Below are 26,196 nucleotides of genomic sequence, written 5' to 3' on the forward strand. Positions count from 1 at the left end.
GTTGGGCCCGGCAGCGCGCGAGCAAGCCCGCCCGCTGCGCCCGCGTGCGGGATCAGGGTTGCGCCATAAGGCGGGCGACATCAATCATGCGCGCCGAAAACCCCCATTCATTATCGTACCAACCAAAGACGCGGATTTGATTTTCGCCAACCATACGTGTCTCGGGACCGGCGATCACAAGAGACTCAGGTCTTGCGCGCAGGTCCGACGACACCAGCGGGTGATCGGTCCAGCCGAGAACGCAGGATTGTGCGACCGCTTTGCGCAGCGCAGCGTCAAAGTCAGGGACAGACATCCCGCGTTCCAGCGTTGCGACCAAATCCACGGCTGAAACGCTGGCGGTCGGAACGCGTACGGCGGCGCCTGAAATGCGGCCCGCAAGATGCGGCATAACCTCATCAATCAAGTGCGTGGCGCTGGTGGTTGTGGGCACCATCGACAGGGCTCCGGCGCGCGACCGAGCCAGATCGCCGCGCGGTGCGTCAACCATGGGCTGACTGTTGGTGTAGCAATGAATGGTTGTCATGTGGGCCGAAGCAATGCCACCTATTCCGTCGATTGCCTTGACCAGCGGGGCCAGCCCATTGGTGGTGCAGGACGCATTTGACACGATACGGGCATTGTCCAGTGTGTCTTCATTCGCCCCCAGAACGATGGTCACTTCCGTCGCGGGCGAGGGGCCAGAAATCAGCACTTTTCCCGCCCCGGCGGTCAGGCCTTGGCTCGCAACGTCCGAGGTGCGCGCCACACCTGTGCAATCCATCAGAACGTCGACACCGGTCAGATCAACGCAGGAGAGGTCCGGGTTGTGCGTCATTGGGATGGCGTGTCCGTCAACCACCAGTATGCCATCTGCAGACTCGACCGTGCCAGGGTAGGGGCCGAACGTGCTGTCGTATTTGAACAGATAAGCGCAGGTTTCGAGCGGCGCGATGTCATTGATCAACGCCAGCTCAACGTCTTTACCTAACGGCAACGCAAGCAGTTGCCGCAGAATCGTGCGGCCAATGCGGCCGAATCCATTGATTGCGAGTTTCATGCGCAAGCTATGGCAGTGGGGTGCGCCGACCTCAATGCCCGCCCGGCGAAAGAATCAGTTGCAACTAACCTGCGAGAAAAACTGACCCGAGATATTTTGATACATGCTGGCCACGATCGGCTTGCAACCGGTGGCCGCCTGAATGGCGGCAATAGCCTGAATGGTCCGCAGACGGGGCGGCGGGCCAAACGGGTTCAGGTTGTTGTTGTCGCGGGTGGCGCGAAACACGACCGGAGTATCCGCGACCTGCGTGACAGCCCAGGTGCGGCTCATGACGGAAACCGATTTGGTCTCTTTCGCAGCAACAGGGGTTGCCTCAAGGGCCGTCAGGCCAACTATAGCTGCCAGTGCCAGCAGGGATCCACGCAGTACCATTGAACAATCTCCAGTGCTAAAAACAGGTATTATTTCACCAGATTAAAGCGCCCATGTGAACCCCCGCGCCGCAAAAAGCGGGGTTAGCCGTGGCGTTTTGCCAATGACAGCGGCATGTGACGGTTCACATCCTTGTACAAAAGATAGCGGAATCGTCCCGGCCCACCGGCGTAGCAGGCCTGTGGACAGAAGGCGCGCAACCACATGTAATCACCGGCCTCAACCTCGACCCAGTCCTGATTGAGCCGGTAAACCGCCTTACCTTCCAACACGTAAAGGCCGTGTTCCATCACATGCGTTTCGCAAAAGGGGATCACGCCGCCAGGCTCAAAATTGACAATGTTTACATGCATGTCGTGGCGCAGATCCTGGGGGTCAGCGAAACGGGTGGTGGACCATCGCCCCTGGGTGCCAGGCATTTCAACCGGGGTAACGTCGCGTTCATTGGTGATGATCGAATCTGGTGTCGGGAGGCTGGGCACAGCCTCATAAGCTTTGCGAATCCAGTGGAATCGCGTGATTCCTTCGGTCCGATTGTGCAAGGTCCAATCGCTGCCGGGCGGGATATAAGCGTATCCACCAGTATCCAGAACATGTTCGGAGCCGTTCAGATCCAGCGTTACGGCACCTTCGACAACAAACAGTACACCCTGAGCCGATGGGTCGGTCTCGGGGTGGTTGCTGCCGCCGCCGGGCTGAACTTCCATGATGTATTGCGAAAAGGTTTCGGCAAATCCGCTCAGCGGCCGGGACAGGACCCAAAGGCGGGTTTTTTCCCAAAACGGAAGGGCGCTGGTGACGATATCGCGCATAGTGCCCTTTGGGATCACCGCATAGGCCTCGGTAAACATGGCGCGGTCAGTCAAAAGCTGGTCCTGGCCAGGGTGGCCGCCCGTGGGCGCGAAATAGGTCGGGTTTGCCATCGGTGTCCTCTGATTCTTGATGTGGGGACTATGGGCCGGTTGCAGGTCCGGACCAACCAGCAGAGTCCCACTAGGTTTGTTCGGTATAATTTGAAGGTCACTGCGCGGGGCTTGGCCCGCACCGTTTGCCAGTATAGTCTTGAGCGCAAGATTATTTCAGTCAGGCGAGGCGAGTATGACAGCCCGAATTCTTTCTACCTTGGTTGCGATATGTGTGCTGGCAACGGCCTCAACCGGTCAGGCCAAACCGCTGTCGCGCATAATTGCAGAAATGGGGCTGACGCCTGCGGATTTTAACGTTCTGAATGCCGCGTCGAATGCGATGCTGTCGGGGTCGGTGCCCCAGGTGGGTGAAGAACGCGTTTGGACCAATGATGAAACCGGTTCGAAAGGCACGATCCGCGTGCGCGATGTGCGGGACAATTGCGTACATCTACAGCACATCATTCAGCCTGAAGGCGCTGATCAACCGCGTGAGGTCCGGACCCGCCGGTGCCGCGATGCAAGCGGCAATTGGATTCTGACACCTTGATCCGAACCTAGTAACCGCGCGATTTATCGACCTCGTGCAGCAAGGGTTCGCCTGCGGTCAACCGTCGGAAATTTTCCGCAACATCCGCCAAGGCCTCGCCCAGATGCCAACCCGAGACATGTGGTGTGATCGTAACGCCGGGATGTCTCCACAGCGGGTTTTTGGACGGCAGCGGTTCTATTGAGGTGACATCCAGCACCGCGTGGCCCGGTGTGCCACGATCCAGTGCCACGATCAGGGCGGTTTCGTCAATCAGGTCTCCGCGCCCGGCGTTCAGCAACTGGCTGCCCGGTTTCATTGCGGCCAGCATTTCCGCATCGAACAGCCCGACAGTTTGCGGGGTCGAAGGCAGAATGGCGCAAACATGGTCGCATCGGCCCAAAAGATCAGGCAAAGCAGCCTCACCGTGCAGGCAGGTCACGCCTTCGATCTGTTTGGCAGAGCGGCTCCAACCCATCACTTGAAAACCAACGGCGTTCAGCATCCTGGCGCTGCGCGCCCCGATATGGCCCAAGCCCAGCACGCCTACCACGGTATCCGGTGAGTAGATCGGTGCCTTGGGCACCCATTCGGCACGGCGCTGGGTCGCCTCGTGAAAGGTCATGTGACGCTGCTGGCGCAGCACATAGGCGACGAACCATTCGGCGATGCCCTGTGCAGGAGCATCAGGTTTAAGCCGTGCAATGCGCACATGGGCGGGTAGACTCGGGTTGCTGATGATCGTTTCGACGCCCGCGCCCAGCTTTTGAACCAGTTGCAGATTGGGCAGGCGCTGCGGATGAGTGTCCTGCAAGCCGACGACCGCAAGCATCGTAATGTCGGCTGGATCACCAAGGGTATCCGGCGTCCGCACATCCGCGTCGGGATACAGACCACGAATGTCACGGGCAATGTCGCCGTCATTCATCCAGTCAGACAGCCCGGTTTCGATCAACAATGCCATGTCGCGCCTCCTCGGCTGCAAATTGAGTGAAATAACGCCCCGTCACCGAACTGGACATTGCTGGCGCAGCTAAGCCATTCTTTGATCGAACGTAAAGCCCGGTCGCCGGGTGGAAGGACCAAACAATACAATTGAGGCACCCCATGAACGGGACACAAGACCTGAGCCAGCAGGCCTATTTTCATCTGCGCGACGATGGCGTTTTTGTAGGCAACGATCCTGCGCGGGGGCCGTGGTCGGCGGATCACTGCCACGCAGGGCCGGTCAGCGGCCTGATCGTACGCGCAGCCGAGGCCGAGGTGGGACCGGGGAAGATGTTGACCCGCCTGACGGTTGATCTGCTACGGCCGCAACCCTTGACCGGGTTGCGGGTTGCCGCCGAAACAACGCGTCATACCAAGACGCTGGCCACCACGCGGGTTACGGTGCACGACCTGAATGACTCGCTCTGCGCCACGGCCACGACAATGCACCTGGTGTGCCGGGATCTTGGACCTGTGCCGAATGTACAAATGTCGTCACCGCGGCTGGAAGACGCGGTCGCAGGCCCGTTTCCAATCGGTGAAGTACGTCACGGACTGCCGGGTTTTGCTAATCATTCCAATGTTCTGTACCCCAAGGGCGGCAATCAGGGGGCAGGGCCAAAAACGGTCTGGATGCAGACCCCGGCCTTGCTGGAGGGTGAAGTGCCGTCACCGATTCAGGCGCTCTGCCCGCTGGCCGATTGCGGGAATGGTATCTCGTGGAACGCACCAACCTCTGAGATGGGGTTCATGAATACGGACCTGACAGTGCAAATCCACCGCGAGCCTGTCTCGGATTGGCTGGCCTCTGAGTCGGTGTGTCATTGGCAGCCATCCGGCATCGGAATGTCTCAGTCGGTTCTGTACGACACCGAAGGTCCGGTGGGTACGGCCCTGCAAACCATTATTCTGTTTCCACCCACCTGATCCGGTGGTTGGTTTCTGCGTGCGCTGTGTGAAACGCATTGCCGCGCGCGGGCCAAGATCCTATCTTGCGTTCATGCGTTGGATTGCACCTTTTATGATTTGCTGCCTGCCGTTTTCGGCCACGGCGCACCCGCATGTTTTTATCGACACCGGGTTAGAGTTCATCGTCGACGAGTCCGGCCAACTGACGCATGTACGTGTGACTTGGGCATATGATGAGTTCTACTCGTTGCTGGTGCTGGAAGACATGAAGCTGGATCAGGATGCCGATGGCGTTCTAACCGAAACGGAAGAGCAGATTCTGTCAGGTTTCGATGCGCAGTGGGTCGAAGGGTATAACGGTGATCTGGTTGTATTTGCAGACGGCGTGCCTGTGGCCTTGTCGGGCCCGATGGAGGCGGACGCCACGGCTGAGAACGGACGCATCGTGACCTCTCATATTAGGGCGGTAGATGGCGGTGGGGTTCCGGCCGCTGCGCTGACGGCCAAAGCCTATGATGAGACATTTTACACCGCCTACGAGGTGACGCGCCCCGTAAAGGTGTTGGGGCCAGAGTCGTGCAAGATCGACCGGATTGACCCTGACATCGATGCGGAGTTGGCGCAAATGCGGGCCTTTCTGCTGACGCTGGATGCCAATTACGACCTTGAGGAAAATGACATACCTTTGGTCGGTGAAAGCTTTGCAACCGAGATTTTTGTTACATGTCCAAGTACCTGATTGTTCCGGTTGCTATAGCCATTGCCGTATTGCTGTGGTTCTGGGGAAGCGGCGGGTTTGACAGCCTTGCGGCCTGGGCCGCAGGTGAGCAACGCGAATTCCAGAACCAGATCGCCCGCGCCCTGCGTGCAGCGCGTGCCGAGCAGCCTGCGGCCATCGCGACCCTACTGATGGTTTGTTTTGCCTATGGTTTTTTCCATGCGATCGGTCCCGGCCACGGCAAAGTTCTGATCGGGGGGTACGGGCTGGGTCGGAACGTCGCGTTTCTGCGCCTGTCCGCCATCAGCGTCTTGTCCAGCCTCGGGCAGGCGTTCACGGCCATCGTGTTAGTCTACGCAGGTGTTCTGATCTTTCAGATGTCACGTGAAAGCCTGGTGGGCGCAACTGAAAAGGTCATGGCACCGATCAGTTACGGAGCGATTGCCGCCATTGGTCTGTGGCTGGTGCTGCGTTCCATTCGCAGTTTTGCACGGCGTCATCGAAACGATGTTGTGCAAAACCACCACGATCACCATGATCACGGCACCTGTTCCCGCTGCGGGCATCGACATGGCCCAACGGCCCAAGAGGTGACGCAGGTCGGAAGCTTGCGCGAGGCTTTGATGCTGATCGCAGGCATCGCGGCACGTCCCTGTACCGGAGCACTCTTTGTGCTGATCCTGACCTGGCAGATGGGCATTGCGATGGCTGGTATCGCCGGGGCTTTTGCAATGGCGCTGGGTACAGCGACTGTGACGACCTTGGTTGGATGGACTTCGTTTGGTTTGCGCGGGGGATTGATGGCCTCGGCTTCGGCGACCCGGTTTGCCTCGGTCCTGGCGCCGACAATCGAATTGGTGGCAGGTCTGATTATCACCGTGATCGCCAGTGGCCTGTTGATGCGCGCGATCTAGTCGAACACCGGGTCCGGATAACCGACCCGTGCCAGATACAAACCTTGCGGCGGGCATACCGGCCCGCACGCGGCGCGATCCGTGGCCTCAAGCGCGTTGCGGACATCCTCGGGTGCCCATGCGCCTGCGCCGACCCTTTCCAGCGTTCCAACAAAACTGCGTACCTGATTATGCAGGAATGAGCGGGCACGCACGTGGAAATGCACCTCGGGGCCGGAAAACCCCTCAACCCGTTCAACACGCAGTTCATCCAGCGTTTTGACGGGGCTTGCGGCCTGACAGATGGATGAGCGGAAGGTGGTGAAATCATGCTGTCCGATCAGAACATCCGCACCGGCCTGCATGGCGGTGACGTCAAGATCATGGCTGATCTGCCAGACTTGCCCGGCGTCATGTGTCGCAGGTGCGCGCCGCATCAGGATGCGAAACAGGTATTGTCTTTCCAAAGCCGAGAAGCGGGCGTGCCAGTCATCACCGACCCTTGCGGCCTTGACGATGGCCACAGGCTGCGGCTTGAGGTGATAGTTCAGCGCCTCGGACAGGCGGAACGGGTCCCATTCCTTCACCAGATCGCAATGGGCCACCTGGCCCAGCGCATGCACGCCCGCATCCGTGCGACCAGCGGCAGCGATGGTGTGGTCGCCGGGTTGGATACGCGATAGCGCGTGTTCGATCGCCCCCTGAACGGATGGCTGATCCTTTTGGCGCTGCCATCCGGCAAACGGCCCACCGTGGTATTCAACTTTCAGCGCGTATCTAGGCATGGCCCGCTCGTACCCTGACGCGCCAAAGGGGGCAAGGGCGGGAAAGCTCTGGCATGTGGCGTGTCCTCTACCTATCTTGGGCGAAACGAAAAAAGCGGGGCGACGGTTTGGTCATCTCATCCCTGGCAGACAGTCTTGTGCGCGGTGTCGAAGCCGTGGGTGATCGCGTATCCGAGACATTGTTCGAGCCGGTTATCCGCCTGGGCGTCACCGGTCTGGCGCGCTCGGGCAAGACGGTTTTCATAACGTCCCTTGTCGCGAATCTGCTGAACCGGGGGCGGATGCCGGGTCTCGTTGCGCAGCAAGAGGGGCGGATAAACACCGTTTATCTGCAACCACAGCCCGACGACACCGTGCCGCGCTTTGACTATGAGAACCACCTGGCCGTGCTGACCGGACCGCAGCCGCACTGGCCCGACAGCACGCGCGCTGTGTCCGAACTGCGCCTGTCCTTCAAGGCCCGGCCTTCAGGCTTGCTTGCGGGGTTGCAAGGACCGCGGACCCTCCATCTGGACATCGTGGATTATCCCGGCGAATGGCTGCTTGATCTGGCCCTTCTGGATAAATCCTATGAGGCTTGGTCATCCGAGACGCTGGACCGCATTTCCGGGCGGCGTGAAGCTGAACAGTTTCTGGCGCAGGCCAAGGCGTCCGACCCGGCGGCGGCCCATGACGAGCCAACGGCGCAGGCATTGTCCAAGGCGTTTGCGGAGTACCTGGCTGGCGCGCGGGAGGCCGGGTTTTATGACTGTACGCCCGGGCGATTCCTTTTGCCCGGTGATCTTGCAGGGTCGCCCGTGCTGACCTTTGCGCCACTGCCCGTCGATGGTCATGCGCCCCGGCGCAGCTTGCACCGGGAAATGGCGCGGCGGTACGAGGCGTATAAGTCGCAGGTCGTGAAACCCTTCTTCCGGGACCATTTCGCCCGAATTGACCGGCAGGTTGTTCTGGTCGATGCGCTGGGGGCAATCCATCAGGGGCCGCAAGCGGTCGAGGATATGCGCCATGCGATGGCAGATATCCTGTCGGCGTTTCGCCCGGGGCGTAATGCATGGCTCAGCCAGTTGCTATTGGGCAAACGGGTTGAGCGTATTCTTTTCGCCGCCACCAAGGCCGACCACTTGCATCACACGCAACACCCACGCCTGACCCATATCATGGAGGCCCTGACCCGCGACGCGCGTGACCGCGCCAGCTTTGCCGGTGCGGAAACGGCGGCGTTGTCGTTAGCTGCGTTGCGCGCAACAACCGAGGAAACGCGGACCCATAACGGGGTCGACCTGCCCTGTGTGCGCGGAACCTTGCTGAATGGAAAACAAGCTGCTTTTTTTCCCGGCAACCTGCCCGAAGATCCGGCCCATCTGCTGGGTCCGGCCCGTAACGGGGCCGAAAGCTGGTTGGAAGAGGATTTTGGTTTCATGTCGTTTGCGCCTGCTCATCTGACGCTGCGCCCCGGAGACGGCCCGCCGCATATCCGGCTGGATCGCGCGGCACAGTTCCTGATCGGAGACCGGCTGTGACCTTTACTCTCCGCCCAGCCCGCACCACGGACGCCGGTCGTATCGGAGACATTCTGCACGGCTTTGCCCGCGAACACGAATGGATGCCCGAGCTGTATTCCGGTGCCGAAACCATCGCGTTTGGTGGCTGGATGATTGACCAACAGTGGGTCACGGTTGCCGAAACCAATGCAGGTGTTGTGGGGTTCCTGGCGCTGAATGGGACAGAGATCCACTGTCTGTACCTGACGCCGTCTGAATGCGGCCGGGGGATTGGTCGGTGCCTGTTGGATCAAGCAAAAACCAAACGGGAAGAACTGTCTTTGTTTGCCTTTCAAGCCAACCAACGGGCTTGTCGATTCTATGAGCGTAACGGTTTTATCGAAGTCGACCGCAGTGATGGGGCGGACAATGATGAAAACCTGCCGGACATCAAATATGTCTGGCGCAGGGGTGAGGCAGCGGATGGCTAAAGGTCCGGTACTGATTGATCTGGAAGCAGAGGAACCTGACGCAGACGTGTCGCTGGCCCCGCCTGTGCCCGATATTGCCCCGCCGCAGGGACAGGCCATGCAGACAGCCGTTCGGTTGGCGGCGCGGAAGCCGTCCAAGCTTTCGCGCTGGTTCTGGGGGCTGGCATTGGCTGTCATCGGTGCGGTGGTGTCCGTTGCGGCGTGGGATTTCGTCAATTCACTGTTACTGCGCGCGCCTGTATTGGGTTGGTTTGTCACCGTCCTGATTGGCGCGCTGGTAGTGGTTGCCCTGATCATCGCGGTGCGAGAGCTGGCGGCGATTGGTCGGCTGTCTCGCGTGGACGGGATGCGCCAGGCCGTGGATTCAGCGCTGGCCGATGGCGATCTGGCTCAGGCCCGAAAGATCACAACCCGACTGATCGCGTTCTACAAAGGGCGCGAGGAAACCCGGTGGGGTCGCGACCGGCTGGCAGAACGGATGGGGGAACAGTTTGACGCCTCCACCCTGTTCAGTTTGGCTGAGGATGAGTTGCTGGCCCCCCTGGATGCCGCCGCCAGCCGCGAGGTTGAAGCAGCGGCTCGGCAGGTCGCGACAGTGACAGCGCTGGTGCCCTTGGCGCTTGCGGATGTGGCAACTGCGCTTGCGGCCTCGTTGCGGATGATCCGCCGGGTGGCCGAGATTTACGGTGGCCGCGCCGGGTTTCTGGGCAGTTGGCGGCTGACCCGCGCCGTTTTTGTGCATCTCGTTGCAACCGGAGCAGTGGCCGTCGGAGATGATCTGCTTGAGCCGGTCTTGGGCGGATCGGTCCTGAGCAAACTGTCCCGCAGGTTTGGTGAGGGTCTGGTGAACGGTGCGTTGACCGCGCGGGTCGGCGTCGCCGCGATGGAGGTCTGTCGCCCGCTGCCGTTTTCCAAACGGCACAAACCCTCGACCCGCGGTATGATCAAACGTGCGCTCAGTGGGTTATTCTCGAAAAGTTGATACAGCGCAAAGTCTTGTGGCCCGCTAAGATGCATAACAAAGCTGGAGCCAGCGATGATCGACCACGGACACAGCCAGCAGGAAATCGCAGAACGGATCAATGCACCGCCGGGGCGCGGGGTTCTAAGAGACGTGGTCTACGGCGGCATTGACGGGTCCGTGACCACTTTTGCCATTGTCGCCGGGGTCGCGGGTGCAGGGTTGTCTCCGTTCATTATCGTGGCCTTGGGTCTGGCCAACGTGCTGGCCGACGGGTTTTCGATGGCTGCCGGGAATTATTCCGGCACCAAAGCCGAACTGGACAATATCCGCCGTATCCGTGTCACCGAAGAACGTCATATCCGGCTGTATCCAGACGGCGAACGCCGCGAAGTGCGCGAGATATTGGCGCAAAAGGGTTTGACGGGCCGTATTTTGGAAGAAGCCACAGATGCGATCACAGCCAACCATGACAACTGGATCAACCTTATGGTTGAGGGCGAATACGGGTTGGGCAGCGTTGATCCCCATCCCCTGAAGGCGGCGATCGCGACGTTCCTGGCCTTTCTTGTTGCCGGTTTGGTGCCCTTGTTGCCGTTTTTGTTTTCGGTGGAAAACGCTTTTGTTGTCTCGGCCTGCATGACCATGTGCGTGTTCTTCGCCATCGGCGCGTTCAAAAGCCGCTGGTCCTTGTCGCCTTGGTGGCGTTCCGGCCTTGAAACCTTTGCGATCGGAGGTGTCGCAGCGTTGGTCGCCTATTTTGTGGGATCTTTGTTCCATCCTTGACTGCCAACACTGTTGCAGGCCAAGCACTTAGGGTAGCCTGACGGGGCAACAACCCGGAGAGCCCAGTGGAATCCTTGTTAGTTCTGTTCGGACTGATTGTGCTGGCCATCCCGGTCACCATCTTCGTTCTGTTAGTCAGCCAAACGCGCCTGCGCCGCCGGGTAGAGCACTTAGAGGCACAAATCCTTTCACTTGGTGGCGCGCTGCCAGAGCCAAAGAGCGCGCAGACCAGCCAATCCACCAAAGCACCGGACAAGGCGTCGAAGCCTGCCCCATGGGCCAAGCCCAAGGCTCCAACGGTTGAGCCTGCTGCTGAAAAGACGCCGCCCGCAGCGGTTGTATTTCGCGAAGATCGCCTTGCGGCTCTCGGCTCCTGGCTTCGGGAAAACTGGTTTTACGCGGTGTCAGCCCTGTCGCTGGCGCTGGCGGGGATTTTTCTGGTCCAATACGGTGTGGAAAGCGGCCTGCTACGGCCATCTGCCCGCGTTGGTGCGGCCTTACTTTTTGGTGCAGCGCTGATCGCTGCCGGTGAGGTCATCAGGCGTAGATATGGTGATGACGAAACTTCGGCCACGGCCTATCTGCCGTCAGTCTTTTCCGGAGCCGGGCTGGTTACCCTGTTCGGAGGCGTACTGGCTGCACGGCAGCTTTATGATCTCATCGGTCCCGAAGCCGCGTTGGTCGCAATGGTTGCCATTGCCGTGGTGGGTCTGGTGCTGGGGTGGTTTCACGGCCCCTTATTAGCTGCTGTCGGTTTGATCGGTGCATTCTCTGCCCCTTTCGTAGTGGGGGGCACGTCCGAGAACCCAAGCTGGCTGTATGCCTACTTCTTCCTCGCCGCCACTTTGGGTCTGGGAATCGACACAGTGCGGCGCTGGGCGTGGATATCGGTATTGACACTGTTTGGCGCCTATTCCGCTTGCTTGTTGCTGGTGCTGTCCGCGCCTTTGACCGAGGCCGCGTATCTGGTTTGCGTCTCGGCACTGGCCGTGATCGCCATTGCCATTCCCGTCCGCCGGGTCTGGCCAAATCACGGCGGTGCGATGATCAGTTCAATTATCGGACGCAAAAAGGGCGACGCCTGGCCGGAATTCCCAACGCGATTGGGCTTTGCGGCGGTGGCTGTGAGCGCGGCCATTGTATCCTTGCACTGGCCGGATTCTGTGGGTGAGTTCTGGTTGAGCGTTACCCTGCTTTCGGGGCTGGCACTTGCGTTGATGGTCTGGGGACAGCGGGCCGAGGCGTTACAGGATGCAACTGCATTGCCCGCGCTTGGCCTCATCTGGTTCGTTTTGATGCACGGTTGGGACAACGGTATTGTGTTTCGCCAGTTTGCCGAGACCTATGCCGAAACGGCTGAGGCAGACTACCCTTGGGTCGTTACTGTTCTGACTGGGCTGGGGGCCGTGGTTTCGCTGGCTGCGGCCTGGAGGTCGCTGCGAGCGCGCAGTTACGCCGCGGTCTGGGCCGGGGCCGCGGCTGTTTTTGCGCCCGCCATGGCCATCGCGCTTGAGGTCGGTTGGCATCCTGCAACGGTTATCGGACCTTACCCCTGGGCGCTGCATGCGCTTGCGCTGGGCGTGTTGATGGTTGTCTTTGCTGAACGGTTTGCGCGTGTTGACGGTGAAAACCGCATGCGCCCTGCGCTGGCCACGTTGTCGGCCTTGTCCTGCCTGACCTTTGCCTGCGTGATCGTACTAAGCTCGGCGGCGTTGACGATTGCTTTGGTCGCTATGGTTGTTGTTGCTGCCGCATTAGACCGGAAGTTTACCCTGCCGCCGATGGCCTTGTTCATCTGGGCGGGCGTCTTTGCCATAACAGTGCGGTTGGTGCTGAACCCCGGTCTTGATTGGGCCAGTTCGGCGCCGATCATCGAAATGGTGCTTGTGTACAGCGTGGCAACTGTTGGCTTTGTGCTCGGATGGATGCTGCTTTGGCCCATGGATCGCCCTGTAGCGAAACTGCTGCTTGAAAGCGCAGCCTGGGCGACCGGAGGCATTCTTCTGTCCCTGTTGTTGGAGCGCTGGCTGCAAAGCTTTGGCGAAGGCAACGCCACCAACAGCCATTGGGGGCTGAGCCTGTTGGCGATCATCTGGTTGCTGTTGGCTTTTGCGCAGGTGCAGAGGTTCGAACTGGGCGGCAAGTTGAACTATGCTCGTTATCTGCTGGCCATTTTCTTTGCCGGGCACGGAGTGTTGCGGCTTGGGCAAGCATTGTTTGACGCAAACCCGTTGCTCAGCCCGGTTGCGCCACCGGTTCTGGGCCCGCCGGTGCTGAACACGTTGGCAGTGGCCTATCTTCTGCCTGCGCTGGCCATCGGTTTTTCGGTCTGGCGTATTCACGGGACCCCGCTTTGGATTAAGCGGGTAAGCTGGGGGGTGGCAGGTGTCTTGGCGAGTGTCTGGCTGGGGCTGATGATCCGTCACATCTGGCAGGGGGCCGAGGGAATGTTCGAAGGCAACGGCGTCACCCAGCCCGAGCTTTACACCTACACCATGGCTTTGTTGATGATTGGCGCTGTGCTGTTCTACCAATCGCTTGCGCGCCGGTCGAATGTGATGCGCAAGGCGGGGCTTGCGGTCATCGGACTGGCCGTGGCCAAGGTGTTCCTGATCGATATCGCGGGGCTGGGCGGGCTGATCCGGGTGTTTTCGCTGCTGGCCCTGGGCCTTGCGCTTGCCGGATTGGCGTGGCTGAACCGATGGGCCAAGCTGCGCCATTCGCTGCATTTGGCGGAACCTCTGGACCATTAGGCGTGGGCGCCTTATAAGCCCGCCATGCTTGACCGTATGGCAATCATTATTCGAATTATATCCCCGGCGCTCTGACCCTCTGAGACGCCGGGCAAAGGTGTTTGAGACTTCGCACCGACCGCTTCGATCCTAGTACGACCAGATCATCCAAGGGACGCCCCCAATGTGCGCCGACACGATCCAAACACCTGACTACAAAGACACGCTGAACCTGCCCAAGACCGATTTTCCCATGCGCGCCGGATTGCCCAAGCGCGAACCCGCATGGCTGGAACGGTGGGAGACTATCGGCGTCTACGACCGCCTGCGCGAGAAAGAAGGCCGCAAGCCTTTCACCCTGCATGACGGCCCGCCCTACGCGAACGGCCACCTGCATATCGGTCATGCGCTGAACAAGACCATCAAGGATATGATCGTGCGCAGCCACCAGATGATGGGCTATGACGCGCGCTATGTGCCGGGCTGGGACTGCCACGGCCTGCCCATCGAGTGGAAGATCGAGGAGCAGTACCGCAAGAAGGGCAAGAACAAGGATGAGGTGAACATCGTCGACTTCCGTCAGGAATGCCGCAAGTTCGCCGAGGGCTGGATCGACATCCAGCGCGAAGAGTTCAAGCGTCTGGGAATCACCGGCAACTGGGCCGATCCGTACATCACCATGGACTATCACGCCGAGGCCGTGATCGCCGACGAGTTCATGAAGTTCCTAATGAACGGCACGCTCTATCAGGGGTCCAAACCCGTAATGTGGTCGCCCATCGAGAAAACCGCGCTGGCCGAGGCCGAGGTCGAGTATCACGACAAGGAAAGCTTCACCATCTGGGTGAAGTTTGAAGTCAATGGAACGGTAGGTGAGACAGCCGCGGACCTTATGGGCGCTTACGTGGTGATCTGGACCACAACCCCTTGGACCATGCCGTCGAACAAGGCGGTCGTGTACGGCAAAGATATTTCCTACGGCCTCTACGAAGTAACTGGCGCGCCGGAAGAGTGCTGGGCCAACGTAGGTGATAAATTCCTGCTGGCCGACAATCTGGCCGCCGATGTGCTCGGCCGTGCCCGGCTAAACGATGACCAGTGGACCCGTGTTCGCGGTGTGAGCGCCGAAGAACTGGATAACGTATTTGGCCTAATGCACCCGCTGGCCGGGGCCGAGGGTGGTAACGGGGAATGGGACGATATCCGCGACTTCCGTGCCGCTGACTTCGTGACCGACACCGAAGGGACCGGGTTCGTCCACTGTGCACCGTCGCACGGGATGGAGGAATTCGAACTCTATCGTGATCTGGGCATGCTCGAGCAGGTCATCACCTATAACGTGATGGATGACGGCTCGTTCCGCGCTGATCTGCCGTTCTTTGGTGGCAAATACATCCTGTCCCGCAAGGGTGGTGAGGGCGACGCGAACAAAGCGGTCATCGACAAGCTGGCCGAGGTCGGCGGGCTGCTGGCGCGTGGCAAGATCAAGCACAGCTATCCGCATTCGTGGCGCTCGAAAGCGCCGATCATCTATCGCAACACGCCGCAGTGGTTCGCCTCGGTCGACCGCAAGCTGGACGACGGCATGGGTGAGATGGGTGACACCATCCGCGAACGCGCCCTGCGCTCGATTGATGAGTTGGTAAAATGGACGCCGCAAACGGGTCGCAACCGCCTGTATTCGATGATCGAAGCGCGCCCGGACTGGGTTCTGTCGCGCCAACGTGCATGGGGCGTGCCACTGACCTGCTTTACCAAGAAAGGTGCTTTGCCCACAGACGCGGATTACCTGCTGCGTAACGAAGAACTCAACGCTCGTATCAAAGCAGCGTTCGAGAAGGATGGCGCGGATATCTGGTACACCGATGGCTTCAAAGAGCAGATGTTGGATGGCATTGCCAACCCAGACGATTACGATCAGGTCTTTGATGTGCTGGACGTATGGTTCGACTCGGGCTCGACTCACGCCTTTGTTCTGCGCGACCGTGAGGACGGCACAGACGACGGTATCGCCGACGTCTATATGGAAGGCACCGACCAGCACCGCGGATGGTTCCATTCCTCAATGCTGCAAGCTTGTGGTACCAAAGGACGTGCTCCTTATCGGAACGTAGTAACCCACGGGTTTACGCTGGATGCCAAGGGCAACAAGATGTCCAAATCACTTGGCAACACCATCGTACCCGAAGAAATTGTCAAGCAATACGGTGCCGACATTCTGCGTCTTTGGGTGGCTCAGACCGACTATACCGCTGACCAGCGGATCGGGCCCGAGATCCTTAAAGGTACCGCCGACAGCTATCGCCGCCTGCGCAACACCATGCGGTTCATGCTGGGCTCGCTGGCCGATTTCACCGAAGCGGATCGCGTCGCACCCGAAGATATGCCGCGCCTTGAACGCTGGGTGCTTAGCCGTCTGGCCGATCTGGATGCGCAGGTGCGCAAAGGCTATGCCGCGTTTGACTTCCAAGGTGTGTTCAGCGCCATCTTTACCTTTGCAACGGTTGATCTGTCGTCCTTCTACTTCGACGTCCGCAAAGATGCACTGTACTGCGACAGTGACACCCTGCGCCGCCGATCCGCGCGTACCGTTCTCGATATCCTGTTCCACCGACTGACGACATGGTTGGCCCCGGTCTTGGTATTCACAATGGAAGAGGTCTGGCTGGAACGTTTTCCGGACGATGACAGCTCGGTTCATCTGGTGGACTTCCCGGATACGCCGGCAGACTGGCGGGATACCGACCTTGAAGACAACATGGCTAAGGTCCGCCGCGTCCGTCGTGTCGTTACCGCCGCGCTAGAGATACAGCGTCAGGACAAGGTCATCGGGTCCAGCCTTGAGGCCGCGCCGATCGTCCATGTTGAGGAAGGCGACACGCGCGACTTGCTGGCAACCTTCGATGTGGATGATATGTGCATCACTTCGGGCTTGACCGTCACCGGAGACCCGACCCCCGCCGAAGCGTTTCGTGTGCCGGAAATCGAAGGCGTATCAGTAGTCTTTGAAAAGGCGGTGGGCGAAAAATGCCAACGCTGCTGGAAGATTTTGCCCGATGTGGGGCTCCACTCACATGCCGGTGTCTGCAAGCGCTGCGATGAGGCGTTAAGTTAACTGATAAAACCCCTGGCAAACCGCCGGGGGTTTTCCTTTCATCGCTTGCGTTGGCGGTGGTGATCTGGAACGTTGCGCTCATGCCGATGATCGCCGTTGATACTCAGTTTGGTCGCCTTGGTGTCGAAGAAACCGACGGCGCAATCACGCGCCTTGTATGGGGCGGCCGGAACGACGGGCCGAAAACGCACTTGCTGCAAGAAGCCGAAGCGCAGTTGATGGCCTATGATCAGGGGCGGCTGGACAGGTTCGATCTGCCATATCACGTCGCCGGATCAGCGTTTCAGCAAAAAGTCTGCGACTTGATGTACGCTATTCCAATGGGTTACACCCGCACCTATGGCGATATCGCCAAGGAGCTTGGTCAGCCGGCGCAACCTGTGGGGCAGGCTTGCGGCGCAAATCCGATCCCGGTGATCATCCCATGCCATCGCGTGTTGGCCGCCAACGGGCTTGGGGGCTTTTCCGGTGATGGCGGGATCGAGACCAAGGTTGCCCTGCTGCGTCATGAACGGGCGGCCGGCCTGTTGATTTGAAGAGATGGATTTCTGTTGCAATCAAGTTGGTTGAGGCTCAACCTGTATCTGATGCAGAACTCAAAGGATCGTATTGAATGACCGCCCAATCAGACCCGACTGCCCGCAAAAAGGCCATTATCGACCGATTGATGTCATTGGAAGCGCAGGAACTGGCGACTGCGCAGGCCCACTACGACGCATTTCTCAAGGACTCTCAGTTGGATGACCGGGAAGGGCATGACAAGGACGACATCGCCGCCTCGCGCGAGAATGCGGATCTGGCGGCGGCTTTCGACGCACCTGTTCACGCGCATCACGCCAAGATCGACGTCATCGAAAACACAGACTTCAGCGTAACAGATACCGTGCAGCCCGGCGCAGTCGTCAAGTTCAACAACCGTTGCTTTGTTGTTTGCGTTTCAACCACACGATTTGATGTGGATGGAAGAACCTATATGGGAATATCGACCCAAAGCCCGATCTATCTGGCCATGGCCGGTCTGCAAGAGGGCGAGGTTTTCACCCATAACGGCACCGAGTTCGAGGTTCAGGAGGTTCTGTAGTCCGCGCTTTTGCGCTGTGGAATGATTTGCTGCGCAATCCCTGCGAACACCAGATATAGGCTGGTAATCACCAAACCCCAATGCGCCCAGCTTTCCGGGTGGAAATCAACCCAAGCCGCCCAACCCGCAAAGAACGTCCACGCGAAGGCAATGGGCAGCGATACGTTGCGCCATCTTTGGGTCCGCACCGGGTGGATGAACTTCAAAGGCAGGAACATCGCCAGCGAAAGCAGTGAGACCAGCAGCAATATGACCCAGAAATTGGGTTCCAGTGCGAAAATCACGATGACGACCATATTCCAGCACCCAGGAAACCCGGAAAAGGATTTATCCTTTGTTTTCATCCGGGTGTCGGCGAAGTACATGGCGCTGGCAAAGGTGATGACTATGATGGCAACCCAGCCGGTCCAGCCATCCATCAATCCCGATTTGAACAGCGCAAACGCTGGAATGAACACATAGGTCAGATAATCGATTATCAGGTCTAGAAGCTCTCCGTCGAACTCTGGCGCGTTTTTCTTGACGTGGTAGTGACGGGCAAGGGGGCCATCGATGCCGTCCACGACGAATGAAACCACCAGCCACAGGTACATCAGGCTCCATTTTTCTTCGACGGCGGCCAGCATGGCCAACATCGCAAAAACGGCGCCTGTCGCCGTGAAGAGATGGACGGAAAGTGCTTTGAATCTGAGTGTCATGGGGGTGTCATGGACGATGCGTGAAGCAGATGCAAAGCAAAAAGCCCCGGATTGCCAGCCTTACAAGAACAGGTGTGAAAATTAGACACGCAAACTTGGCTGTCTGGCTGTTACCTTGGCGTTGCTGGGCAAAACCGCGCGATTTAGGTGGCAGATCATTCAGGGATAGGCTTGAAAACTCAGGCCTTTGGGTGCGCGCGGTTGTAAACCTCCATCAACCGGGCGGTGTCGACTGCGGTATAGGTCTGGGTCGTGGACAATGAGGCATGGCCCAGCAATTCCTGAATGGCACGCAGATCACCGCCAGCGGATAAAAGGTGCGTGGCAAAGCTGTGCCGCAGGGCATGCGGGGTCGCCGTTGCAGGCAGACCAAGTTGCATCCGCGCTTTAGCCATAACCCCCTGGATAGCACGCGGGTTCAACGGACCACCGCGCACGCCGCGAAACAGTGCTTTGTCAGCGGTTTGCGTGTAAGGGCATAGCTTCAGGTAACGATCCACTGCCGCGCGGGCAGCGGGTAGAACGGGAACGATCCTTTCTTTGTTGCCTTTACCGATAATGCGCAAGGTTTCGGGCAATGGTGCATCGGTCCCGGTCAGGGAAAGCGCCTCGGAGATGCGCAGCCCACAACCGTAAAGAAGCGTGACAACGGCAACATCGCGGGCCGAAATCCAATCGTTTGCCGACTGCACCTCGACCGTTTCGATCATGGCGCGAGCGGCATCTTCGGCCAACGGTCGCGGCAGTTTCCTGGTAAATTTTGGTGCGCGGGTCGACAGGACGGCGGTGGGCTCAAACCCTTCACGCTCGGACAGCCAGCGGTAGAAACTTTTCACCGCCGAGAGTTTGCGCGCCAGTGAACGGGCACCAACGCCTGAGGCCCGCTGATCCGCCATCCACGCGCGCATGTCTGACACGGTGATCCGTGCCAGCGCTGCAAGACCCTGCCGCTCGCTGTGGTGTAGGGTCATGAACGTCAGAAACTCTGTCACGTCGCCGCTATATGCGGTTTTTGTGTTTTCGGACCGCCCGGCCAAGGCGCCTAAGCTGTCCAGCCACAGCTGCAACGCATCACGGCAGGCTGGTGAAATCAGGCTCACGACAGCCAGTGACGCATCGACCGTTCGAACACGCCAGCAAAGAACGACAGAAGATCAGTACCAAGTTGTGGGGTGAAATGGTTGGCATCCTTGGCGCCCATTGCGATCATGCCGGGTAGGCGACCCTCACCCAGATCAAGCTTCAGGCAGGCTTCGGACTTGATTTGGCTGGCATTGAGGCCAAAAATCCGCGGGCTGGGCTGTTGCACCTGACGCAGAACGACGTCACGTACCGGACCGCTGCGATCCTTGCTGAGATAAGCGTCGATCACACCGGGTTCGACCACGGTCAGCACGCCACCCAGTTTTTCGATTGCCGGGTCTTCCTGAATAACCGTGGATTCCAGAACCAGCGTAATATGATCAACGCGCAGTATCTCGGCTACGTCGTTGCCAAGCGTCTGCAGGAAGTCCTCGAACTTTACCGGCTCCAGAAGGCGCAAAATGGCGCGCTGTACTTGATTGGTGCCAGCCAGATTTTCATACGCCGCGGCTATGACTGAGCGGTGCGTGTCCTCAAGCCGATCCAGTCGCGCCTCAAGCCGTTGCATGGCGATGCCCCGAAGGTCGATAACGTTGGCACCGCGTGCGTGTTCGTTTGCGGTCACCAGTGCTTGCATCAAATCCTTGTCGTCCAGCACGGCGTCCGGCTCGGCCAGAATCGCGGCGCGGAGATTGTCCTTGAGTTTTGTGTTGCTGCTCATGTCCCGTCCGGTCTTTTTTTGTTGGCGGGTTTATAACATGAGATGCCGATTTTGCCTTGGAAAAAATGCAGGCAAAATCGGATTTTACGCTGGTATGTGTTGCCAAGGCTCCCGCCTGCAAAGTCCTGATCAAAAGATCAGGTTTTGCAGTTGGGCCCGGCGCGCCGCCTAACAGCGCCGCGCGGCTGTGTCAAAAATCAGAGGATTTTCTGACCGGTCTTTGCCCAATCAGACAGAAAGCTTTCCAAACCCTTATCCGTCAGAGGATGGTCAGCCAGTTTTTTGATGACACCCGGAGGGGCGGTGATCACGTCTGCACCAATGCGCGCGCTGTCCGTCACATGATTCACAGTGCGGATCGAAGCAGCGAGGATTTCAGTTTCAAACCCGTAATTGTCATAGACCTGTCGGATATCCGCGATCAGTTCCATGCCGTCGAGATTGATATCGTCCAAACGACCTATGAAGGGCGAGATGAAGGTCGCGCCTGCTTTGGCCGCAAGCAGCGCCTGGTTGACCGAAAAGCACAGCGTGACGTTGACCATCTGCCCTTCGTCGCTGAGCGTTTTGCAGGTTTTCAGACCAGCCCAAGTCAGCGGAACCTTTACGGCTATATTTGGCGCGATCTTGGCCAGCTTGCGGCCTTCGGCGATCATGTCGTCGGCCTCGGTGGCAACAACTTCGGCCGAGACAGGACCGTCGACCAGATCACAGATCTCTTTGGTGACTTCCAGAATGTCGCGGCCTGATTTCAGGATCAGCGAAGGGTTGGTGGTTACGCCGTCCACCATGCCCAGGTCGTTCAGTTCGGCAATGGCGTCGATCTCGGCGGTGTCTACGAAGAATTTCATGCGGGCAGTCCTTTGATGGGTTGGCCTTGGTCGCGGATGGCTTTACCCCAAAGAAAGACATGCTGAAACCCCCTTGCCAAGGATATGCGGTGAGCACTCAGGAGTATTTCGACCAAGGCGAGCTGGTGGCGGTGCTGACAACGCAGCCGCTGGACCGGACGCTGGATTACAAATCGCCCGAGGGCGGGTGTTTTCTGGGTGCGTTTGTCGAGGTGCCATTGGGGCCGCGCAAGGTGCTGGGCGTGGTCTGGGGGCCGGGGCAGGGTGGCTTTGACTTGGCCAAGGCGCGTTCGGTGATCCGGGTGCTTGAGGTCGCGCCGATGCGCGAAGAGATGCGGGTTTTCCTGGGGAAAGTTGCGGATTACACGCTGACGCCAATGCCGGCGATGTTGCGTTTGGCGACACGGGCACCGGGTCTGGGTGACCCGCCATCAATGCGGAAAATTTACCGTTTGGGACAGGCTCAGCCGGATCGGGTGACCGACGCGAGAACCCGCGTGCTTGGGGTGTTGCAGGACTACGGCGGACTGGCGTTCACCCTGAAGGAATTGGCCGAACAGGCGGGGGTGACGTCCTCGGTCGTGAAGGGATTGGTCAAGCAGGGGGCTGTGCGCGAAGAGGACAGCCCGCGCGATCTGCCTTATCCGCATCTGGACCCGGACTTGCCGGGTAAGACATTGACCGAGGATCAGGCAGAGGCAGTTGCCAAACTGCAGGAAGGCCAGCAGACCGGCGATTACGGCACAACACTGCTGAAAGGCGTGACTGGATCAGGCAAGACCGAAGTGTACCTTGAGGCCGTGGCCGAAGCGCTGCGCACGGGGCGGCAGGCGCTGGTTCTGTTGCCGGAAATTGCGCTGACCGCGGAATTCCTGACGCGTGTCGAGGCAAGGTTTGGTGCGCGCCCGGCCGAGTGGCATTCAGGCGCAACCATGACCGAGCGCCGCCGGGTCTGGCGAATGGTCGGGCAGGGTGATGCGCAACTGGTGGTAGGAGCCCGTTCGGCCTTGTTCCTTCCGTTTCGCGATCTTGGCCTTGTTGTTGTCGATGAAGAACACGACACCTCGTACAAACAAGAAGATGGGGTGCATTACAGCGCCCGTGACATGGCGGTTTTGCGTTCTGCCATTTGCGGCGCGCGGGTGATCCTTGCCAGTGCAACGCCATCGCTTGAAAGCTGGGCCAATGCCGAGGCCGGAAAGTATGACCGTATTGACCTGACCTCGCGGTTTGGTGCGGCGGTGTTGCCCGAGATGAATGCCATCGACATGCGGGCCGAGCAAATGCAGCCGGGTGCGTGGATTTCCCCGTCCCTGCGGCAGGCGGTTCTGCAGCGGATCGAAAAGGGTGAGCAGTCGCTGCTATTTATAAACCGCCGTGGCTATGCACCCGTGACGCTGTGCCGGGCATGCGGTGAGCAGATCGCCTGCGACCACTGCGACGCCCGGATGGTTGAGCATCGGTTTCTCAAACGCCTGATGTGCCATCAATGCGGAGAAACCAAACCGATGCCCGATGTCTGTCCCTCTTGCGGGGTCGAGGGCAAACTCGCTCCGATCGGACCCGGGATTGAGCGGTTGGCAGAAGAGGCTGAGGCAACCTTTCCCGATGCGAAGATCGCGATGCTGAGCTCTGATTTGTTTGGGTCTGCGCGCGCGTTGAAAGCCAAGATCGAAGAAATTGCCCAAGGCGATGCGGATATCATCATCGGTACGCAACTTGTGGCCAAGGGGCACAACTTTCCCAAGCTGACATTGGTCGGGGTTATTGACGCGGATCTCAGCCTTCACGGCGCTGATTTACGCGCGGCTGAGCGGACATTCCAACTGATGCGGCAAGTTGCAGGGCGGGCTGGCCGGGCAGACAAACCGGGGCAGGCCTTGTTGCAGACGTTTCAGCCGGAACACCCCGTGATCCGGGCCATCCTGTCGGGTGATGAAGAGGGGTTTTGGAAAACCGAAGCCGCCGGACGACAAGCTGCAGGCGTACCGCCTTACGGACGAATGGCCGGGATCGTACTGTCCGGGCCAGAGGTCGGCCCGGTCTTTGACATCGGCAATGCCTTGGCTCGAAACGATGCGCCCCTGCGCGACATCGGAGCGCAGGTCTTTGGACCTGCCCCTGCCCCAATTGCGCGTATTCGTGGCCGGCATCGTGTGCGTTTGTTGGTCAAAGCGCCCAAGGGAGCACCTATTCAAGACGCAATCACCCGCTGGATCGCTCCGCTGCGCCTGAAGGGCGACATACGCCTGACCGTGGACATCGACCCACAGAGTTTTTACTGACCCTGCGCCAATGCAGGACGTTTGTGCGTCGATACGTTCTCGCCAAACAGAATAAATGGGCGTAGAGGGGGTGCATGTTGAAACCCATGCCGCTCTCCGAGGCGCAGAGCCTGCCGTTCTGGCGACGTCCTGTGACGTTGTTGTTCATGATGGCATTGACCATGCCCATCGCGTTCAATGGGTGGAGCGCCCTGCTGAACAACTTTGTCATCGAGGTGGCGAATTTTGACGGCGCGGATATCGGCCTGCTGCATACGGTTCGTGAGATTCCCGGATTTCTGGCCGTTGGCGTGATCGCCGTGATTATCTTTGTCCGCGAGCAGGTTCTGGCGATGATTTCGCTGATGATGCTTGGGGTGGCAACAGCGGTGACTGCGTGGTTTCCCAGCCTTGGTGGCTTGCTGTTCGTCACGCTGTTCAGTTCGATCGGGTTTCATTACTACGAGACGGTAAACCAATCGCTGCAATTGCAATGGCTGCCAAAAGACCGTGCCCCACAGATACTTGGATGGCTGGTGGCCATGGGATCGGGGGCGACGGCTGTGGTTTATGGCTTGATCGTGCTGACCTGGGACCGGTTCGATCTGTCGTACAATGTCGTATTCATGGCTACCGGAGGGGTGACAGCCCTGCTGGCGTTGTTTTGCCTGTTTGCCTATCCGCAGTTTAATGCGCCCACGCCGCAGACCAAGAAACTGATCCTGCGCAAACGGTATTGGTTGTATTACGCGCTGCAGTTTATGGCCGGAGCCCGGCGCCAGATATTTGTTGTTTTCGCGGGCTTCATGATGGTCGAGAAATTCGGCTTTCAGGTCCATGAACTGACCAGCCTTTACCTGATCAACCTCATGATCAACATGGCCGCCGCGCCTTTGTTGGGCAAAGCGGTCGCAAGGTTCGGTGAACGCCGGACCCTGATCTTTGAATATACTGGTCTTGCGATCGTCTTCGCGGCCTATGGTGGCATCTACTGGTTCGGCTGGGGCGTAGTGCTGGCGGCGATCCTATACGTGATCGACCACGTTCTGTTCGCACTGGCATTGGCTTTGAAAACCTATTTCCAGAAAATCGCCGATCCCGCAGATATTGCGCCCACAGCGGCCGTGGCATTTACCATCAATCACATTGCTGCAGTGTTTTTGCCTGCCTTGCTCGGCTTGCTTTGGGTCGTGTCTCCGGGTGCGGTCTTTGGCCTGGCTGCGGCGATGGCGATTGTATCGTTGCTGCTGTCGATGTTGATTCCACGTCACCCTGAGCCCGGAAATGAAACAATTCTGTCAAAATACGCACCGGCCCCGGCGGAATAGCCGGCAGAGCTTGACCTTGAATGGCACACATCCTAGGCGCTGTCTCAACTGAGACAGGAGGCCGAAATGCCCACATTCACCGCGCTTACGACGCTGAAAGGCAAGAAAGCTGCCGACAGTTTGGGTGAAGCGATGGAACGCCTGAACCCCGAACCCACTGGTGTCGGCGTTTTCGAGGTCGAAGATGGCTCGGGCCTTTGGGAAGTGGGCGGGTATTTCACAGAGGCACCGGATGAAGCGGCGCTGGCTCTTCTGGCTGCGGCGTTCGAAGCCAAACCATTTGTGGTTTCAGAACTGCCCGAGACCGATTGGGTGACCCATGTACGCCGCGAGCTGGCCCCGGTCGAGGCGGGGCGGTTCTTTGTGTATGGAAGCCATGATGCCGAAAAACTGCCCGAAGGGCGCATCCCGCTGCTGATCGAGGCCGCGATGGCCTTCGGCACAGGGCACCACGGCACGACATTGGGGTGCCTCAAGGCGCTGGATTACTTGCTGGACACAGGGTTTTTGGCGACCAAAGTGGCCGATATTGGATGTGGCACGGCGGTTCTGGCCATTGCTGCGGCGCGGGTTTGGGACGGCGATGTCATCGCAAGTGACATTGATCAGGTCGCCGTAGATGTGGCCGAGGCCAACCTCAAGGCCAATGATATGGCCGGACAGGTCCACTGCGTAGAAGCCGCTGGTTTCGACCACCCGGACTTGCAAGCGCGTGCGCCCTACGATTTGATTTTCGCGAATATTCTCAAAGGTCCTCTTGTCGCATTGTCCCCGGAAATCGCAGCGAATCTGCGGGTCGGTGGATATGCGATCTTGTCGGGAATCCTCAATGAACAGGCCGATGACGTGATATCGGTTTATCTTCAAAATGGGTTCAATCTTATTAAAAACGATAAGATTGGTGAGTGGACGACGCTGATATTAAGCAAACAAGGCTGAAATTAGACCATTTACAGGAGTTTCGTGGATTCTTGCCTCCTTTTTGTCGCAATCTGCAACTACCGTGTTTACGTGGTTACGGGGGCGGTTTTTTGGAGGCTGCCATGACTGGAAAACAACTGGAATTTGATCGGCGCATTCATCGCCTGAACAAGAAACACGCAAAGCTCAGCCGGGGCTATCGCGCCACGATGCGCAAAGATGGTCTTGTCGTGATGAAACCGCAGCGGGTCCGTTCGGCAGTTCCGGCAAAGTTGCTTTTGATCTGTCTTGCCGGATTGTTCGCGTTCAAGGTTTTTTTGCTGAGCAGTCTGGGCTCATCGGCCTACCAGTATCGCGTTGATAACCTGGCATTAGGAACGCCTGTTGAGCAAGCCGGTGCCTGGGTGATGCAAATCGATCCTGTGTCAGCGTTCCTTGCAACGCAGATCAACAGTTTCATTCGCTAAATCTTAACGGCTTCGTTTGATAAGAAACGCCGCGCATTGCGGGATGCGCGGCGTTTTGTTTCACCCTGTATCGGGA

General features: G+C 58.8%; 25 protein-coding genes. 16 read left to right on the forward strand and 9 right to left on the reverse strand.

Translation table 11 applies throughout. The annotated features are described in order from the left end of the window. Positions 1-52: 52 nt before the first annotated feature. The 3 genes from AC2FIT_RS11125 to AC2FIT_RS11135 form a co-directional block, all read right to left on the reverse strand. Positions 53-1,039 carry a type I glyceraldehyde-3-phosphate dehydrogenase gene (locus tag AC2FIT_RS11125; protein ID WP_496829418.1) on the reverse strand — a complete coding sequence of 329 codons (987 nt, stop codon included), beginning with the start codon at positions 1,037-1,039 and terminating at the stop codon, positions 53-55. 54 nt (positions 1,040-1,093) lie between these two features. Then, on the reverse strand, positions 1,094-1,414 hold the full coding sequence (locus tag AC2FIT_RS11130; protein ID WP_496829420.1) for a hypothetical protein: 321 nt from the start codon (positions 1,412-1,414) through the stop codon (positions 1,094-1,096). An 83-nt stretch (positions 1,415-1,497) separates the two neighbouring features. Next, a complete protein-coding gene (locus tag AC2FIT_RS11135) occupies positions 1,498-2,337 on the reverse strand; it encodes a bifunctional allantoicase/(S)-ureidoglycine aminohydrolase (protein ID WP_496829422.1) in 840 nt (279 codons plus the stop codon). A 175-nt stretch (positions 2,338-2,512) separates the two neighbouring features. Between AC2FIT_RS11135 and AC2FIT_RS11140 the strand changes: the two genes are divergently transcribed. Then, positions 2,513-2,869 (forward strand): hypothetical protein, encoded by a 357-nt coding sequence (locus AC2FIT_RS11140; protein ID WP_496829424.1) that lies wholly within the window; start codon positions 2,513-2,515, stop codon positions 2,867-2,869. A gap of 7 nt (positions 2,870-2,876) precedes the next feature. On the opposite strand, the gene AC2FIT_RS11145 is transcribed toward AC2FIT_RS11140, so the two are convergent. Next, positions 2,877-3,812, reverse strand: coding sequence for a 2-hydroxyacid dehydrogenase (locus AC2FIT_RS11145; protein WP_496829426.1), 936 nt, complete (start codon positions 3,810-3,812; stop codon positions 2,877-2,879). 143 nt (positions 3,813-3,955) lie between these two features. Here AC2FIT_RS11145 and AC2FIT_RS11150 point away from each other — a divergent pair, with 143 nt between their 5' ends. The 3 genes from AC2FIT_RS11150 to AC2FIT_RS11160 are packed head-to-tail and all read left to right on the forward strand — an operon-like array spanning position 3,956 to position 6,376. After that, complete coding sequence (locus tag AC2FIT_RS11150) at positions 3,956-4,762, forward strand: thioesterase family protein (protein ID WP_496829428.1); 807 nt, start codon at positions 3,956-3,958, stop codon at positions 4,760-4,762. 28 nt (positions 4,763-4,790) lie between these two features. Continuing rightward, positions 4,791-5,483 (forward strand): DUF1007 family protein, encoded by a 693-nt coding sequence (locus AC2FIT_RS11155; RefSeq protein WP_496829429.1) that lies wholly within the window; start codon positions 4,791-4,793, stop codon positions 5,481-5,483. Next, positions 5,468-6,376: a nickel/cobalt transporter gene (locus AC2FIT_RS11160; RefSeq protein WP_496829431.1), complete on the forward strand. Its 909-nt coding sequence runs from the start codon at positions 5,468-5,470 to the stop codon at positions 6,374-6,376. Before AC2FIT_RS11155 ends, AC2FIT_RS11160 begins: the two co-directional genes overlap by 16 nt. On the opposite strand, the gene truA is transcribed toward AC2FIT_RS11160, so the two are convergent. Continuing rightward, positions 6,373-7,140, reverse strand: coding sequence for a tRNA pseudouridine(38-40) synthase TruA (gene truA / locus AC2FIT_RS11165; RefSeq protein WP_496829433.1), 768 nt, complete (start codon positions 7,138-7,140; stop codon positions 6,373-6,375). The genes AC2FIT_RS11160 and truA overlap by 4 nt on opposite strands. Before the next feature lie 107 nt (positions 7,141-7,247). Between truA and AC2FIT_RS11170 the strand changes: the two genes are divergently transcribed. The 8 genes from AC2FIT_RS11170 to AC2FIT_RS11205 all read left to right on the forward strand — a co-directional run bounded on the left by AC2FIT_RS11170 (position 7,248) and on the right by AC2FIT_RS11205 (position 17,787). Further along, the gene (locus AC2FIT_RS11170; RefSeq protein ID WP_496829678.1) at positions 7,248-8,660 is read left to right on the forward strand and encodes a YcjX family GTP-binding protein; all 1,413 of its coding nucleotides are present in this window, start codon (positions 7,248-7,250) and stop codon (positions 8,658-8,660) included. Then, positions 8,657-9,112, forward strand: coding sequence for a GNAT family N-acetyltransferase (locus AC2FIT_RS11175; RefSeq protein ID WP_496829435.1), 456 nt, complete (start codon positions 8,657-8,659; stop codon positions 9,110-9,112). The genes AC2FIT_RS11170 and AC2FIT_RS11175 overlap by 4 nt, the downstream gene beginning before the upstream one ends. After that, positions 9,105-10,094, forward strand: a complete 990-nt coding sequence (locus tag AC2FIT_RS11180; RefSeq protein WP_496829437.1) for a YcjF family protein — start codon at positions 9,105-9,107, stop codon at positions 10,092-10,094. Before AC2FIT_RS11175 ends, AC2FIT_RS11180 begins: the two co-directional genes overlap by 8 nt. A 54-nt stretch (positions 10,095-10,148) precedes the next feature. Beyond that, a complete protein-coding gene (locus AC2FIT_RS11185; protein ID WP_496829439.1) occupies positions 10,149-10,859 on the forward strand; it encodes a VIT1/CCC1 transporter family protein in 711 nt (236 codons plus the stop codon). A gap of 65 nt (positions 10,860-10,924) precedes the next feature. Then, on the forward strand, positions 10,925-13,612 hold the full coding sequence (locus AC2FIT_RS11190) for a DUF2339 domain-containing protein (RefSeq protein ID WP_496829441.1): 2,688 nt from the start codon (positions 10,925-10,927) through the stop codon (positions 13,610-13,612). A 163-nt stretch (positions 13,613-13,775) separates the two neighbouring features. Continuing rightward, positions 13,776-16,706: an isoleucine--tRNA ligase gene (gene ileS / locus AC2FIT_RS11195; protein WP_496829443.1), complete on the forward strand. Its 2,931-nt coding sequence runs from the start codon at positions 13,776-13,778 to the stop codon at positions 16,704-16,706. An 80-nt stretch (positions 16,707-16,786) separates the two neighbouring features. After that, the gene (locus AC2FIT_RS11200; protein ID WP_496829445.1) at positions 16,787-17,242 is read left to right on the forward strand and encodes a methylated-DNA--[protein]-cysteine S-methyltransferase; all 456 of its coding nucleotides are present in this window, start codon (positions 16,787-16,789) and stop codon (positions 17,240-17,242) included. 77 nt (positions 17,243-17,319) lie between these two features. Beyond that, positions 17,320-17,787 (forward strand): hypothetical protein, encoded by a 468-nt coding sequence (locus AC2FIT_RS11205; RefSeq protein WP_496829447.1) that lies wholly within the window; start codon positions 17,320-17,322, stop codon positions 17,785-17,787. Here AC2FIT_RS11205 and AC2FIT_RS11210 read toward each other — a convergent pair. The 4 genes from AC2FIT_RS11210 to fsa form a co-directional block, all read right to left on the reverse strand. Next, positions 17,772-18,485 carry a CDP-alcohol phosphatidyltransferase family protein gene (locus AC2FIT_RS11210; protein ID WP_068337681.1) on the reverse strand — a complete coding sequence of 238 codons (714 nt, stop codon included), beginning with the start codon at positions 18,483-18,485 and terminating at the stop codon, positions 17,772-17,774. The genes AC2FIT_RS11205 and AC2FIT_RS11210 overlap by 16 nt on opposite strands. Before the next feature lie 179 nt (positions 18,486-18,664). Continuing rightward, positions 18,665-19,585, reverse strand: a complete 921-nt coding sequence (locus tag AC2FIT_RS11215) for a tyrosine recombinase XerC (protein WP_496829449.1) — start codon at positions 19,583-19,585, stop codon at positions 18,665-18,667. Then, positions 19,582-20,289: a DUF484 family protein gene (locus tag AC2FIT_RS11220; protein WP_496829451.1), complete on the reverse strand. Its 708-nt coding sequence runs from the start codon at positions 20,287-20,289 to the stop codon at positions 19,582-19,584. The genes AC2FIT_RS11215 and AC2FIT_RS11220 overlap by 4 nt, the downstream gene beginning before the upstream one ends. A gap of 197 nt (positions 20,290-20,486) precedes the next feature. Continuing rightward, complete coding sequence (fsa, locus tag AC2FIT_RS11225) at positions 20,487-21,140, reverse strand: fructose-6-phosphate aldolase (RefSeq protein ID WP_496829453.1); 654 nt, start codon at positions 21,138-21,140, stop codon at positions 20,487-20,489. Between the two features lie 59 nt (positions 21,141-21,199). Here fsa and AC2FIT_RS11230 point away from each other — a divergent pair, with 59 nt between their 5' ends. From AC2FIT_RS11230 to AC2FIT_RS11245, 4 genes are all read left to right on the forward strand, one after another. Then, a complete protein-coding gene (locus AC2FIT_RS11230) occupies positions 21,200-23,425 on the forward strand; it encodes a primosomal protein N' (protein ID WP_496829455.1) in 2,226 nt (741 codons plus the stop codon). A 74-nt stretch (positions 23,426-23,499) separates the two neighbouring features. Then, on the forward strand, positions 23,500-24,732 hold the full coding sequence (locus AC2FIT_RS11235; RefSeq protein ID WP_496829457.1) for an MFS transporter: 1,233 nt from the start codon (positions 23,500-23,502) through the stop codon (positions 24,730-24,732). Between the two features lie 66 nt (positions 24,733-24,798). Continuing rightward, a complete protein-coding gene (locus tag AC2FIT_RS11240) occupies positions 24,799-25,671 on the forward strand; it encodes a 50S ribosomal protein L11 methyltransferase (protein WP_496829459.1) in 873 nt (290 codons plus the stop codon). Further along, complete coding sequence (locus AC2FIT_RS11245) at positions 25,638-26,120, forward strand: hypothetical protein (RefSeq protein ID WP_496829460.1); 483 nt, start codon at positions 25,638-25,640, stop codon at positions 26,118-26,120. Before AC2FIT_RS11240 ends, AC2FIT_RS11245 begins: the two co-directional genes overlap by 34 nt. Positions 26,121-26,196: the final 76 nt, after the last annotated feature.

Source organism: Ruegeria sp. YTSA135, from assembly GCF_059610165.1.

Excerpts from the sequence above, each read along its gene's own strand:
- AC2FIT_RS11145 (WP_496829426.1), bottom strand. The coding sequence starts at position 3,812 with ATGGCATTGTTGATCGAAACCGGGCTGTCTGACTGGATGAATGACGGC.
- AC2FIT_RS11235 (WP_496829457.1), top strand. The coding sequence starts at position 23,500 with ATGTTGAAACCCATGCCGCTCTCCGAGGCGCAGAGCCTGCCGTTCTGG.
- AC2FIT_RS11135 (WP_496829422.1), bottom strand. The coding sequence starts at position 2,337 with ATGGCAAACCCGACCTATTTCGCGCCCACGGGCGGCCACCCTGGCCAG.
- AC2FIT_RS11230 (WP_496829455.1), top strand. The coding sequence starts at position 21,200 with ATGCTGAAACCCCCTTGCCAAGGATATGCGGTGAGCACTCAGGAGTAT.
- AC2FIT_RS11150 (WP_496829428.1), top strand. The coding sequence starts at position 3,956 with ATGAACGGGACACAAGACCTGAGCCAGCAGGCCTATTTTCATCTGCGC.
- truA (WP_496829433.1), bottom strand. The coding sequence starts at position 7,140 with ATGCCTAGATACGCGCTGAAAGTTGAATACCACGGTGGGCCGTTTGCC.
- AC2FIT_RS11210 (WP_068337681.1), bottom strand. The coding sequence starts at position 18,485 with ATGACACTCAGATTCAAAGCACTTTCCGTCCATCTCTTCACGGCGACA.
- AC2FIT_RS11140 (WP_496829424.1), top strand. The coding sequence starts at position 2,513 with ATGACAGCCCGAATTCTTTCTACCTTGGTTGCGATATGTGTGCTGGCA.
- AC2FIT_RS11160 (WP_496829431.1), top strand. The coding sequence starts at position 5,468 with ATGTCCAAGTACCTGATTGTTCCGGTTGCTATAGCCATTGCCGTATTG.
- AC2FIT_RS11220 (WP_496829451.1), bottom strand. The coding sequence starts at position 20,289 with ATGAGCAGCAACACAAAACTCAAGGACAATCTCCGCGCCGCGATTCTG.
- AC2FIT_RS11240 (WP_496829459.1), top strand. The coding sequence starts at position 24,799 with ATGCCCACATTCACCGCGCTTACGACGCTGAAAGGCAAGAAAGCTGCC.
- AC2FIT_RS11205 (WP_496829447.1), top strand. The coding sequence starts at position 17,320 with ATGACCGCCCAATCAGACCCGACTGCCCGCAAAAAGGCCATTATCGAC.
- fsa (WP_496829453.1), bottom strand. The coding sequence starts at position 21,140 with ATGAAATTCTTCGTAGACACCGCCGAGATCGACGCCATTGCCGAACTG.
- AC2FIT_RS11125 (WP_496829418.1), bottom strand. The coding sequence starts at position 1,039 with ATGAAACTCGCAATCAATGGATTCGGCCGCATTGGCCGCACGATTCTG.
- AC2FIT_RS11180 (WP_496829437.1), top strand. The coding sequence starts at position 9,105 with ATGGCTAAAGGTCCGGTACTGATTGATCTGGAAGCAGAGGAACCTGAC.
- AC2FIT_RS11130 (WP_496829420.1), bottom strand. The coding sequence starts at position 1,414 with ATGGTACTGCGTGGATCCCTGCTGGCACTGGCAGCTATAGTTGGCCTG.
- AC2FIT_RS11185 (WP_496829439.1), top strand. The coding sequence starts at position 10,149 with ATGATCGACCACGGACACAGCCAGCAGGAAATCGCAGAACGGATCAAT.
- ileS (WP_496829443.1), top strand. The coding sequence starts at position 13,776 with ATGTGCGCCGACACGATCCAAACACCTGACTACAAAGACACGCTGAAC.
- AC2FIT_RS11200 (WP_496829445.1), top strand. The coding sequence starts at position 16,787 with ATGCCGATGATCGCCGTTGATACTCAGTTTGGTCGCCTTGGTGTCGAA.